At 68.7% G+C, this 14,072-nt stretch carries 7 protein-coding genes; 6 read left to right on the top strand and 1 reads right to left on the bottom strand.

The genetic code is table 11. The annotated features are described in order from the left end of the window. Nucleotides 1–97: 97 nt before the first annotated feature. On the bottom strand, nt 98–1,132 hold the full coding sequence (locus ACWDA7_RS00435; RefSeq protein ID WP_359406470.1) for a LacI family DNA-binding transcriptional regulator: 1,035 nt from the start codon (nt 1,130–1,132) through the stop codon (nt 98–100). A gap of 425 nt (nt 1,133–1,557) precedes the next feature. Between ACWDA7_RS00435 and ACWDA7_RS00430 the strand changes: the two genes are divergently transcribed. The 6 genes from ACWDA7_RS00430 to pulA all read left to right on the top strand — a co-directional run bounded on the left by ACWDA7_RS00430 (nt 1,558) and on the right by pulA (nt 14,058). Next, a complete protein-coding gene (locus ACWDA7_RS00430) occupies nt 1,558–2,832 on the top strand; it encodes an extracellular solute-binding protein (protein ID WP_360988986.1) in 1,275 nt (424 codons plus the stop codon). A gap of 111 nt (nt 2,833–2,943) precedes the next feature. Continuing rightward, entirely contained in the window at nt 2,944–3,948 is a 1,005-nt protein-coding gene (locus tag ACWDA7_RS00425; protein WP_450601993.1) for a carbohydrate ABC transporter permease, read from the top strand. Between the two features lie 13 nt (nt 3,949–3,961). Further along, a complete protein-coding gene (locus ACWDA7_RS00420; protein ID WP_450601992.1) occupies nt 3,962–4,873 on the top strand; it encodes a sugar ABC transporter permease in 912 nt (303 codons plus the stop codon). 171 nt (nt 4,874–5,044) lie between these two features. Further along, nucleotides 5,045–6,712 (top strand): glycoside hydrolase family 13 protein, encoded by a 1,668-nt coding sequence (locus ACWDA7_RS00415; RefSeq protein WP_450601991.1) that lies wholly within the window; start codon nt 5,045–5,047, stop codon nt 6,710–6,712. A 287-nt stretch (nt 6,713–6,999) separates the two neighbouring features. Next, entirely contained in the window at nt 7,000–8,382 is a 1,383-nt protein-coding gene (locus ACWDA7_RS00410) for an alpha-amylase (RefSeq protein WP_450601989.1), read from the top strand. Nucleotides 8,383–8,643: 261 nt separating this feature from the next. Further along, nucleotides 8,644–14,058 (top strand): pullulanase-type alpha-1,6-glucosidase, encoded by a 5,415-nt coding sequence (gene pulA / locus ACWDA7_RS00405; protein ID WP_450601988.1) that lies wholly within the window; start codon nt 8,644–8,646, stop codon nt 14,056–14,058. The last annotated feature ends 14 nt before the right edge of the window (nt 14,059–14,072 follow it).

Here is a 14,072-nt window from a genome sequence, read left to right as displayed (position 1 = left end):
TCTGCCAGATAAGCGTTCCCCCACCGATCATCCCCTGGAAGGGTTCCGGCCGCATGTTCTCCACCTCGCGGACCCCAAGGGCCCGGGGGACTACTGCCTAGGGACGACTTCGGTCACCAGGAGCAGAAGCCGTCGACCCTCGCACCACCAGCTCCGGCATGAACACGAATTCACTGTGCGGCGCGGGCGTCCCACCGATCTCCTCCAGCAACGTCCGCACGGCCGCCTGACCCATGGCCGGGACCGGCTTGCGGATCGTCGTCAGCGGCGGGTCCGTGAAGGCGATCAGCGGGGAGTCGTCGAAACCCACCACCGAGATGTCCGTGGGCACTTCCAGCCCCCGCTGGCGTGCCGCGCGTATCGCGCCGAGCGCCATCATGTCGCTCGCGCACACCACCGCCGTGCACTCCCGGTCGATGAGCGCGGACGCCGCCGCCTGCCCGCCCTCCAGTGTGTACAGCGAGTGCTGGATCAGCCGTGACTCGATGTCGTCGGTGGACAGCCCGAGCTGCTCCTGCACGGTGCGGACGAAACCCTCTATCTTCCGCTGCACCGGCACGAACCGCTTGGGCCCGAGGGCCAGCCCGATCCGCGTGTGCCCCAGCGACACCAGGTGCGTGACCGCGAGGGACATCGCGGCGCGGTCGTCGGGGGAGATGAACGGCGCCTCGACCTTGGGCGAGAAGCCGTCCACGAGCACATAGGGCACGCCCTGGGCGCGCAGCCGCTCATAGCGCTGGACATCGGCGGTGGTGTCGGCGTGCAGCCCCGAGACATAGATGATGCCCGCGACACCGCGGTCCACGAGCATCTCGGTCAGCTCGTCCTCCGTGGAGCCGCCCGGTGTCTGGGTCGCCAGCACCGGCGTGTACCCCTGCCGGGTCAGCGCCTGGCCGATGACCTGCGCCAGGGCCGGGAATATCGGGTTCTCCAGCTCCGGAGTGATCAGGCCCACCAGGCCCTCGCTGCGCTGCCGCAGCCGCACGGGGCGCTCGTAGCCGAGTACGTCCAGGGCGGCGAGGACGGATTGGCGGGTGGTCGCGGCGACGCCCGGCTTGCCGTTCAGGACACGGCTGACCGTCGCCTCGCTGACGCCCGCCTGGGCCGCGATGTCGGCAAGGCGTGTGGTCACGGGATGGGACTGTACCGGCCGTATGTCCGGTTGCCCACCAAAGGGACGCCGGCTCCGGGCGGTAGAACGGCCCGCTGCGGGCTGCTGCGTCATCGCGCTCCCTCGTGTTCGTCTCGGCGTCCGGTCCGCAACGGGATCGTCCCCCGTGGCGGTGACGTATGGCAAGAGCTTGCAGAGTCTTGCACAAGTGACCGGCTCCCCGCCGATCAGGCACAAGGCAAGACACCAGGCCCTCACGACCAGATCACGGCCCGGTAACCATCGTCGGCCCTTTCACTTTTTTGCAGCAAGGTCTTTCGCAGGGCTTACATCGCTGTTACGTTCACGTCGCCCGGCGGCCGCAACGGCGCAGTCGGCAAGTCGACAGGGGCGGCGGACGGGACCGCCACCTGTAGCACACGGGCTTTCACCCTCAAGGAGAACTCATGCGGCGTGGCATAGCGGCCAGCGCGCTGGTGGCGTCCCTCGCCCTCGCGGCGACGGCGTGCGGCGGGAGCGACAGCGGCAGCGACAAGTCGGACGGCCCGGTGACCATCACGTGGTGGGACACCTCCAACGCCACCAATGAGGCGCCGACGTACAAGGCACTGGTCGCGGACTTCGAGAAGGCCAATCCGAAGATCAAGGTCAAGTACGTCGACGTCCCCTTCGACCAGGCGCAGAACAAGTTCGACACCGCCGCCGGCTCCAAGGGCGCCCCCGACGTGCTGCGCTCCGAGGTCGGCTGGACCCCCGCCTTCGCGAAGAAGGGCTACTTCCTGCCGCTGGACGGCACCGAGGCCCTCGCGGACAAGGACAAGTTCCAGGCCAGCCTGATCCAGCAGGCCCAGTACGAGGGCAAGACCTACGGTGTGCCCATCGTCACCGACACCCTGGCGCTCGTCTACAACAAGGCCCTCTTCCAGAAGGCCGGCATCACCGAGGCCCCCAAGACCTGGGACGAGCTGAAGTCCGACGCCGCCAAGGTCAAGGACAAGGCCGGCGTCGACGGCTACTGGGGCTCCACCCAGGCCTACTACGCGCAGTCCTTCCTCTACGGCGAGGGCACCGACACGGTCGACGCCTCCGCCAAGAAGATCACCGTCAACTCGGATGCCGCGAAGAAGGCCTACGGCACCTGGCTGAGCCTGTTCTCCGGCAAGGGCCTGCACAAGGCCGACACCACCGCCGACGCCTACGCCCACATCCAGGACGCGTTCGTCAACGGCAAGGTCGCCGCGATCATCCAGGGCCCCTGGGAGATCACGAACTTCTACAAGGGCTCGGCCTTCACGGACAAGTCCAACCTCGGCATCGCCACCGTCCCGGCCGGCTCGGCCGGCAAGGCGGGCGCCCCGACCGGCGGCCACAACCTCTCCGTGTACGCCGGCTCGGACAAGGCCCACCAGGAGGCGGCCCTGAAGTTCGTCAACTTCATGACCTCGGCCAAGTCCCAGGAGACCATCGCCCTGAAGAACTCCACGCTGCCCACGCGTGACGACGCCTACAGCGCGCAGGTCAAGGCCGACCCCGGCATCGCCGGCTACCAGGGCGTGCTCGCCGCCGCGCAGCCGCGCCCGGCGCTGCCCGAGTACAGCTCGCTGTGGGGCCCGCTCGACACCGAGCTGCCCAAGATCGCCGGTGGCAAGGAGCCCCTGGACAAGGGCCTGAGCAACGCCGAGCTCGCGATCGCCAAGCTGGTTCCGGACTTCAGCAAGTAAGCCCGTGTGGCCGCCGGATCCTCCTCGCAGAAGGGGGAAGGATCCGGCGGCCGCCGGCCTGTGCCCAGGCCCCTCCCTTGACCCGCAGACCTTCGAGAAGGTTGTCGAACCATGACAGTCGTCATCGACCGCGCCACCGGCAAGCGCCGCGGTGACCGCGCCCCGCGGCCCGGCCTGGGCCGGCGCCTGAAGAACGGGTACCAGAAGTACTGGTACGCGTACGCCATGATCACCCCGGTGGCCGTCGTCCTCGGGGTGCTGGTGCTGTATCCCCTGGTGTACGGCCTCTATCTCACGCTCACCGACGCCAACAGCCTCAACACCGCCCGCACGATCGGCGTCAACCACATCGACGCCACCTACAAGTTCATCGGGCTCGACAACTACAAGGACATCCTGTTCGGGCCGACGTCGTACGACCGCTTCTGGTCGCACTTCGTATGGACGATCGTGTGGACCGTCTCCTGTGTCGTCCTGCACTACAGCATCGGCCTCGGCCTCGCTCTGCTGCTCAACCAGAAGTTCCGCGGCCTGACGTTCTACCGCCTCATCCTGGTCCTGCCCTGGGCCGTGCCCACCTTCGTCACCGTCTTCGGCTGGCGGTTCATGCTCGCCGACGGCGGCATCATCAACGCCGCCCTCCACGCCCTCCATCTGCCGACACCCCTGTGGCTGGAGGACACCTTCTGGCAGCGGGCCGCCGCGATCCTGGTGAACACCTGGTGCGGTGTGCCGTTCATGATGCTCTCGCTGCTCGGCGGTCTGCAGGCCATCGACACCTCGCTGTACGAGGCAGCAGAGATGGACGGCGCGAGCGCCTGGCAGCGCTTCCGGTACGTCACCCTGCCGGGCCTGCGAGCCGTCAGCTCCACCGTCGTGCTCCTCGGCATCATCTGGACGTTCAACCAGTTCGCCATCATCTTCCTGCTGTTCGGCAACACCGCGCCGGACGCCCAGATCCTTGTCACCTGGGCGTACCAGTTGGGCTTCGGTCAGCAGCCGCGTGACTTCGCGCAGTCCGCGGCCTACGGCATCCTGCTGCTGGCCATCCTGATCGTCTTCACCTCCTTCTACCGCCGCTGGCTGAACCGCAATGACCAGCAGCTCGCGATCTGAGGCAGGAGTCCCCATGAGCACGACCACCGTCGAGACCTCCGCCGCGGTGACCAAGCAGTCCGGCGCGGACGCCCCGCGGCGCAGAGCGCGCAGACGTGGCCAGCGCGGTCCCGTCGCGACGCTCGGCACCCACGCCACGCTGATCGTGGCGAGCCTGATCGCCTTCTTCCCGGTCGGCTGGCTGATCTTCCTGTCGCTGGGCCCGGACAAGGACGACTACCTGCACCCCGGGCACATCTGGCACACGATGACGCTGGACAACTACTCGTTCGTCCTGCAGCACACGAGCTTCTTCGACTGGCTGAAGAGCACGCTCATCGTCGTGTCCGGCACCACGGTCATCGGCGTGATGATCGCCGCCACCACCGGCTACGCGGTGTCCCGGATGCGCTTCCCCGGCTACAAGAAGTTCATGTGGGTGCTGCTGCTCACCCAGATGTTCCCGATCGCCGTCCTGATCGTGCCGATGTACCAGATCATGTCGGACCTGGGACTCATCGACACCTACCTCGGGCTCATCCTGATCAACAGCACGACGATCGTGCCGTACTGCGCGTGGCTGCTGAAGGGCTACTTCGACACGATCCCCTTCGAGATCGACGAGGCCGGCCGGGTCGACGGACTCACGCCCTTCGGAACCTTCGTCCGGCTGATCCTGCCGCTCGCCAGGCCCGGTCTCGCGGTCGCCGCCTTCTACGCCTTCCTCACCGCGTTCGGCGAGGTCGCCTTCGCCTCGACGTTCATGCTGAGCGACGACAAGTACACCTTCGCCGTCGGCCTGCAGAGCTTCATCAGCGAACACGACGCCCAGCGGAATCTGATGGCGGCCACCGCGGTGCTGATCGCGATACCCGTCTCCATCTTCTTCTACCTCGTGCAGAAGAACCTGGTGACCGGCCTCACCGCGGGCGGCACCAAGGGCTGACCCGCCCCCCGGGCTCCCGCGCGCCTGACCCGCGCGGGTGGCGGCCGCGGTGCCCATCCGACCCCGCTGTCACCGCGGCCGCCGCATCACCCTCGCCCCTCCACAAAGACCTACTCCTCCTTCCGCCCGGCTCCGCCCGGGCGGAAGGACCCCCACCGCATCAAGGACGCCATGAGCCAGCACCCCGCCGACCAGGCCCCGAACACCGCCCTCGCCACCGTCGCCACCACCCATCGCGACTGGTGGCGCGACGCGGTGATCTACCAGGTCTATCCGCGCAGCTTCGCCGACAGCAACGGCGACGGCATGGGAGACCTGGAGGGCGTACGTTCCCGACTCCCGTATCTGCGCGACCTCGGCGTGGACGCCGTGTGGCTCAGTCCCTTCTATGCCTCGCCGCAGGCCGACGCCGGCTACGACGTCGCCGACTACCGTGCCGTCGACCCCATGTTCGGCAGCCTCCTGGACGCCGACGCGCTGATCCGCGACGCCCACGGTCTGGGGCTGCGCATCATCGTCGACCTGGTCCCGAACCACTCCTCCGACCAGCACGAGTGGTTCAAGCGGGCGCTCGCTGAGGGGCCCGGCTCGCCGCTCCGGGAGCGCTACCACTTCCGCCCCGGCAAGGGTGAGGACGGCGAACTGCCGCCCAACGACTGGGAGTCCATCTTCGGCGGCCCGGCGTGGACCCGGGTGCCGGACGGCGAGTGGTACCTCCACCTCTTCGCGCCCGAGCAGCCGGACTTCAACTGGAACCACCCCGCCGTCGGCGACGAGTTCCGCTCCATCCTGCGCTTCTGGCTCGACATGGGCGTCGACGGCTTCCGTATCGACGTCGCCCACGGCCTGGTGAAGGCCGAGGGCCTGCCCGACCTCGGCAGCCATGACCAGCTCAAGCTGCTGGGCAACGATGTCATGCCGTTCTTCGACCAGGACGGCGTCCACGACATCTACCGCCAGTGGCGCACGATCCTGGACGAGTACGCGGGCGAGCGCATCTTCGTCGCCGAGGCCTGGACCCCCACCGTGGAGCGCACCGCCCACTACGTCCGCCCCGACGAACTGCACCAGGCCTTCAACTTCCAGTACCTGAGCACCGCCTGGGACGCGGCCGACCTCCGCGGCGTCATCGACCGCACTCTCGAGGCCATGCGCCCGGTCGGCGCCCCGGCCACCTGGGTGCTCTCGAACCACGACGTGACCCGGCACGCCACCCGCTTCGCCAACCCGCCCGGCCTCGGCACGCAGATCCGCACGGCCGGCGACCGTGAGCTGGGGCTCCGGCGCGCGAGGGCCGCCACTTTGCTCATGCTGGCGCTGCCCGGATCGGCCTATGTCTACCAGGGCGAGGAACTCGGTCTGCCGGACGTGGTCGACCTTCCCGACGAGGTGCGCCAGGACCCGGCGTACTTCCGGGGTGCGGGACAGGACGGCTTCCGCGACGGCTGCCGTGTCCCGATCCCGTGGACCCGCACCGGTTCGTCGTACGGCTTCGGCACCGGAGGCAGTTGGCTGCCCCAGCCGGCCGGCTGGGGCGAACTGAGCGTCGAGGCGCAGCAGGGCGTGGCCGGCTCCACCCTGGAGCTGTACCGTTCGGCGCTCGCCGTGCGGCGCGAGCAGCCCGCCCTCGGCGCGGGCGACTCGGTCCAGTGGCTGCGGGCGCCCGAGGGCGTGCTGGCCTTCCGGCGCGGGGACTTCGTCTGTGTCGCCAACACCACCGGTGAGTCGGTCGCGGTGCCGGAGTACGGCCGCGTGCTGCTCTCCAGCGGCGAGGTGACCGAGGCGGACGGCGAGGCGAAGGTGCCCGCCGACACCACGGTGTGGTGGACCACCGTCTGACGCACCGCAAGTTCTTTCGTCCGGCTTTCCGGGGCCCGTCGTCCTTGTGTGGACGGCGGGCCCCGTTGTCTTCCCATGTGGGTTCGTGCAGCTCCAACAGGTCGTAATCCGGCCCTATTTCGCGTATGTGACAGGAACATGTCCCGGGGGTTGACCACCGCGGTCGGGCCTCGTACGGTCTGCTCCACTGCAAGTAGTTGAAAACTTGCAGCAATTCCCCTCAGGTGATCTCAGGGTCTCCGACGGGCTCCCCAGCAGATCCTTCGACGGAGAAGGAACCCCCACACATGGCCAGCAGAACGCTCTCCGGCACCCTCGCCCTGGTGGCGGCCGCGTCGGTCGCACTCGCCGTCCCCGCGGGGACAGCCCAGGCCTCCCCGCCGGGCACCAAGGACGTCACCGCGGTCCTGTTCGAGTGGAACTTCGCCTCGGTCGCCAAGGAGTGCACCAGCACCCTCGGCCCGGCCGGCTACGGCTATGTCCAGGTCTCCCCGCCCGCCGAGCACATCCAGGGCGCGCAGTGGTGGACGTCCTACCAGCCGGTGAGCTACCGGATCGCCGGCCGTCTCGGTGACCGCACGGCCTTCCAGAACATGGTCAACACCTGCCACGCGGCGGGCGTGAAGGTCGTCGTCGACACCGTCGTCAACCACATGTCGGCCGGCAGCGGCATTGGCACGGGAGGCTCGTCGTACACGAAGTACAACTATCCCGGCCTGTACTCGTCCGCCGACTTCGACGACTGCACCGCCCAGGTCACCAACTATCAGGACCGGTGGAACGTTCAGCACTGCGAGCTGGTGGGCCTCGCCGACCTGGACACCGGTGAGGAGTACGTCCGCAAGACGATCGCCGGGTACATGAACGACCTGCTCGGCCTGGGCGTGGACGGCTTCCGCATCGACGCGGCCAAGCACATACCGGCGGACGACCTGGCCAACATCAAGTCCCGGCTGACCAACCCCTCCGCCTACTGGAAGCAGGAGGTCATCTACGGCGCGGGCGAGGCGGTCCAGCCGACCGAGTACACCGGCAACGGCGACGTCCAGGAGTTCCGCTACGCCTACGACCTCAAGCGCGTCTTCACCAGCGAGAAGCTCGCCTACCTGAGCAACTACGGCGAGGGCTGGGGCTACTTGAGCAGCTCGGTCGCCGGTGTCTTCGTGGACAACCACGACACCGAGCGCAACGGCTCGACCCTGAACTACAAGAGCGGCGCCGACTACACGCTGGCCAACGTTTTCATGTTGGCCTGGCCTTACGGCGCCCCCGACGTCAACTCCGGCTACGAGTGGTCCGACGCGGACGCCGGCCCGCCGAACGGCGGTCAGGTGAACGCCTGCTGGCAGAACGGCTGGAAGTGCCAGCACGCTTGGCCCGAGATCAAGTCGATGGTCGCCTTCCGCAACGCCACGCGTGGCCAGGCGGTCACCAAGTGGTGGGACAACGGGAACAACCTGATCGCGTTCGGTCGTGGCACCAAGGGCTATGTGGTGGTCAACCACGAGAGCACCACGGCCGACCGGTGGTTCGAGACCTCGCTGCCCGCCGGCACCTACTGCGATGTGCAGGGCAACAGGACCGTGACGGTGAACAGCACTGGCTGGTTCGAGGCGTCGGTCGCCCCGAACGCCGCGCTTGCCATCTACGCGGGCAAGTCGAGCTGCTGACCGGCTGACAGGCCCACCCGGGCTCCGCGCCCTCCGGCTTGCGCCAGAGGGCGCTTCGTCGCGCTCGCCGCGCAACGACCGGGCGTGCGGGGCCGATTGGGCCGCGCCGAAAATTGGCTCTGAAAGTCCTTGCCGTGAGTTTCACAACTCTTGCTGTAAGTGTTTCGGTGGCGATACGGTCGCGCGGGCGCCCGGCGACGGAGCCGTGCCGCGGCGCAGGGGTCGGACCCGATCGAGCCGCAAGCGCAAGGAGTTCAGCCTGTGATACCGAGATGGCCGGCGCCCCGGAGGCGCCGTTTCCCGAGCCGGAGAAGGGTCACGGCCCTCACCGTCGTCGCGCTCGCCGCGGCGCTCCTGCCGCCCCTCGCCGCCCGGGCGGCCACCCCGCCCGCGCCTCCGTCCGACGCGCGGCTCGCGGCCGAGCCCGCGCGGCACGACGACACCCGCGAGCAGTTCTACTTCGTCATGCCGGACCGTTTCGCCAACGGGGACACCTCCAACGACCGCGGGGGTCTGACCGGTTCCCGCCTGGCCACCGGCTACGACCCCACCGACAAGGGCTTCTACCAGGGCGGCGACCTCAAGGGCCTCACCAAGCGGCTCGACTACATCAAGGGGCTCGGCACCACCGCCATCTGGATGGCGCCGATCTTCAAGAACCAGCCGGTCCAGGGCGCCGGTTCCGACGCGTCGGCCGGCTACCACGGCTACTGGATCACCGACTTCACCCGGGTCGACCCGCACTTCGGCACCAACGAGGACCTGCGGACCCTCATCTCCACGGCGCATGCCAAGGGCATGAAGGTCTTCTTCGACGTCATCACGAACCACACCGCCGACGTCGTCGACTATCAGGAGAAGTCCTACGACTACCTCTCCAAGGGCGCTTTCCCGTATCTGACCAAGGACGGGCGGCCCTTCGACGACGCCGACTACGCCGACGGTACGAAGGGCTTCCCGGCCACGGACGCCGGCTCCTTCCCGCGCACGCCCGTCGTCCCCGCCGCGAAGAAGGACGTCAAGGTCCCCTCGTGGCTCAACGACCCGACGATGTACCACAACCGCGGCGACTCCACGTACGCAGGCGAGTCCACCACGTACGGCGACTTCTCCGGTCTCGACGACCTGTGGACCGAACGTCCCGAGGTCGTCAGGGGCATGGAGAAGATCTACGAGCGCTGGGTGCGCGACTTCGGCGTCGACGGCTTCCGGATCGACACCGTGAAGCACGTGGACATGGAGTTCTGGACCCAATGGGCGACGGCGCTCGACACGTACGCCGCCGCGCACGGACGGAAGAACTTCTTCATGTTCGGCGAGGTCTACTCCGCCGACCCGTCGATCACCTCGCCGTACGTCACCCAGGGTCGACTCGACGCCACGCTCGACTTCCCGTTCCAGGAGGCGGCCCGCGAGTACGCCTCCCAGGGCGCGAGCGCGCAGAAGCTCGCCGGTGTCTTCGGGGACGACTACAAGTACACGAGCGGCAAGGCCAACGCGTACGAGCAGGTCACCTTCCTCGGCAACCACGACATGGGCCGTATCGGGTACTTCCTGAAGCAGGACGACCCCAAGGCCACCGACGCCCGGCTGCTCGCCAAGGACAAGCTGGCCAACGAGCTGATGTTCCTCAGCCGCGGCAACCCGGTCGTCTACTACGGCGACGAGCAGGGCTTCACCGGGTCGGGCGGCGACAAGGACGCCCGCCAGACGATGTTCGCCTCCAAGGTCGCGGACTACCTGGACGACGACGAGATCGGCACCGACCGTACGCACGCCGACGACGCCTATGACACGAGCGCGCCGCTCTACCGGCAGATCAGCGCTCTCTCCAAGCTGCGCAAGGACAACCCCGCACTCGCCGACGGAGTCCAGACCGAGCGGTACGCGGCCGACGGAGCCGGCATCTACGCCTTCTCCCGCACGGGCGGCGACGGCACGGAGTACATCGTCGCCTTCAACAACGCCGGCGAGCAGAGGACGACCACCTTCGCCACCGGGTCCGCCGGCACGGCCTTCCGCGGCATCTACGGGACGGACGGGTCGGTCACGAGCGACGCCGACAAGAAGGTCACCGTCACCGTCCCGGCCGGGTCCGCCGTCGTCCTGAAGGCCGCCCACCCGCTCGCCCCGCCCGCCTCGAAGCCCGCGATCACCCTCAAGGCCCCGGACGGGGGCGCCACCGGCACGGTGGAACTCTCCGCCGACGTCCAGGGCGGGCAGCTCAACCGCGTCGTCTTCGCCGCCCAGGTGGGCAACGGCGGCTGGCAGACCCTGGGTTCGGCCGACCACGCGCCGTACAAGGTCACCCAGACCATCGCCAAGACCGTCCCCGCCGGAACCGCCCTGCGCTACAAGGCGGTCGTCGTCGACTCGGCGGGCCGCACCGCGAGCGCGACGGCCATGAGCACCACCGGCACCCCGCCCGCCCCCGAGATTCCCACCGCCTCCTCCCGCGACTATGTGATCGTCCACTACAAGCGCGCCGACGGCGACTACGGCAACTGGGGCCTGTACGCCTGGGGCGACCTCGCCGACGGCGAGGCGACCAACTGGCCCGACAGCCACCCCTTCACCGGCCGCGACGCCTACGGCGCCTTCGCCTACGTCAAGCTGAAGCCGGGCGCGTCGAGCGTCGGGTTCCTCGTCATCGACAAGAACGGCACCAAGGACGTCTCCGCCGACCGCACCATCGACGTCACCAGGACCGGCGAGGTCTGGGTCGAGCAGGGCAAGGAGGCCGTGCTCACCGAACGGCCGGCCGCCGACTACCCCGCGCAGGACAAGACGAAGGCGGTCATCCACTACCACCGTGCCGACGGCGACTACGACGGCTGGGGGCTGCACGTCTGGACGGGCGCCGCGAACCCCACCGACTGGGCCGCGCCCCTGAAGCCGGTGCGTACCGACTCCTACGGCGCGGTGTTCGAGGTGCCGCTCGCCGACGGCGCCACCAGCCTCAGCTACATCGTCCACAAGGGCGACGGGAAGGACCTTCCGTCCGACCAGTCACTCGACCTCAAGGCGAACGGGTACGAGGTGTGGCTGCTGAACGGGCAGGAGAAGTACCTGCTGCCGCAGCCCGCGGGCAGTGCGGCGGCTCTGGACCCGGCCACCTCCAAGGCGATCTGGATCGACCGGAACACGGTCGCCTGGAACGGCGTCGAGGGTGCGGCCTCCACCCAGCTCCTCTCCTCCCACGACGGTTCGATCGCCGTGAAGGATGGCACGCTGACCAGCGACGACGAGCGCTGGCTGCGGCTGACGAGGACCACGCTCACCGACGCGCAGAAGGCGAAGTTCCCCCATCTGAAGGACTACACGGCCTGGTCCGTCGACCCGCGCGACCGCGACCGGGTGCGTGAGGCGCTCGGCGGGCAGATCGTGGCCTCTCAGCGGGCCGCGAACGGCGCCGTGCTGGCGGCGACGGGCGTCCAGATCGCCGGCGTACTGGACGACGTGTACGACGCGACGCGGGCCGATCTCGGCCCGACGTTCCACCAGGGCCGTCCCACCCTGGCCGTGTGGGCGCCGACGGCGCAGTCGGTGAAGCTCGAACTCGACGGTTCCACCGTCGCCATGCACCGTGACGCCGCCACCGGCGTCTGGTCCGTCACGGGCCCGGCGTCCTGGAAGAACAAGCCCTACCGGTATGTCGTCAAGGTGTGGGCGCCGAGCGTCCGGAAGATCGTCACCAACAAGGTCACCGATCCCTACTCCCTCGCCCTCACCGCCGACTCCGAGCGCAGCCTCGTGGTCGACCTGAACGACAGGTCCCTCGCCCCCAGCGGCTGGTCGGGCCTGAAGAAGCCCAAGGCGGTGCCGTTGAGCAGCGCCCAGATCCAGGAGCTGCACATCCGGGACTTCTCCGTCGCGGACAAGACCGTGCCGGCCCGGGACCAGGGCACCTACCTCGCCTTCACCGACAAGAACAGCGACGGCTCCCGGCATCTGCGCGAGCTGGCCGAGGCGGGCACTTCCTATGTGCACCTGCTGCCCGCCTTCGACATCGCGACCGTCCCCGAGAAGAAGTCCGAGCAGTCGGCGCCCGGCTGCGACCTCGCCTCCTACGCCGCCGACTCCGATCGGCAGCAGGCCTGCGTCGCCGCGACCGCCGCTAAGGACGCCTACAACTGGGGCTACGACCCGTACCATTTCACGGTTCCCGAGGGCTCGTACGCCACGGACCCCGACGGCACCGAGCGCACGGTCGAGTTCCGCAAGATGGTCAAGTCGCTGAACGAGGACGGCCTCAGGGTCGTCATGGACGTCGTCTACAACCACACCGCCGCGAGCGGCGAGGCCGACACGTCCGTGCTCGACCAGATCGTGCCGGGCTACTACCAGCGGCTGCTCGCCGACGGTTCGGTGGCGAACAGCACCTGCTGTGCGAACACCGCGCCCGAGAACGCCATGATGGGCAAGCTGGTCGTGGACTCGATCGTCACCTGGGCCAAGGAGTACAAGGTCGACGGATTCCGCTTCGACCTCATGGGCCACCATCCGAAGGCCAACATCCTCGCCGTGCGCAAGGCCCTCGACGCGCTGACCTCCGCCAAGGACGGGGTCGACGGCAAGAAGATCATCCTCTACGGCGAGGGCTGGAACTTCGGCGAGGTCGCGAACGACGCGCGCTTTGTGCAGGCCACCCAGAAGAACATGGCGGGCACCGGCATCGCGACCTTCTCCGACCGCGCCCGTGACGCCGTGCGCGGCGGCGGCCCCTTCGACTCCGACCCCGGTGTCCAGGGCTTCGCCTCAGGGCTGTACACCGACCCCAACTCCTCGACGGCCAACGGGACGACGGCGGAGCAGAAGGCCCGCCTGCTGCACTACCAGGACCTCATCAAGGTCGGACTGAGCGGCAACCTCGCCAAGTACCGCTTCACCGGCGACGACGGCAAGGAGGTCACCGGCGCCGAGGTCGACTACAACGGTTCGCCGGCCGGCTACGCGGACGCCCCCGGCGATGCCCTCGCCTACGCCGACGCGCACGACAACGAGTCGCTGTTCGATGCACTCACGTACAAGCTGCCCCAGGACACCTCCGCGTCCGACCGGGCCCGTATGCAGGTCCTGGCCATGGCCACGGCCGCCCTCTCACAGGGCCCGTCCCTGTCCCAGGCCGGCTCCGACCTGCTGCGCTCCAAGTCCCTCGACCGCAACTCGTTCGACAGCGGCGACTGGTTCAACGCGATCCACTGGGACTGCCGGGACGGCAACGGCTTCGGGCGCGGGCTGCCGCCGGCGGCCGACAACCAGTCCAAGTGGCCGTACGCGAAGCCCCTGCTGACCTCGGTCAAGGTGGGGTGCGACCAGATCGACGGCGCCTCCGGCGCCTACCGCGACCTGCTGAGGATCCGGACGAGCGAGCCCGGCTTCTCCCTCGCCACCGCCGACCAGGTGCAGTCCAAGCTGTCCTTCCCGCTCTCCGGGAAGGACGAGACGCCCGGGGTGATCACGATGGAGCTCGGCGACTTGGTCGTCGTCTTCAACGCGACGCCGAAGCAGCAGGAGCAGACCGTCGCGGGCCTCGCGGGCAAGGCCTACGCGCTGCACCCGGTGCAGGCCGCGGGCGCGGATCCTATCGTCAAGTCCTCCTCCTACGCCGAGGAATCGGGCACGTTCGCCGTTCCGGGTCGCACGGTGGCGGTCTTCTCACGGGTCACGCGCTAGCGCACTAGCGTGGT

The organism is Streptomyces sp. NPDC001156 (assembly GCF_053598275.1).
Note: the sequence above shows the minus strand (reverse complement) of the source record. Positions and strands in the feature narration are given on the sequence as shown.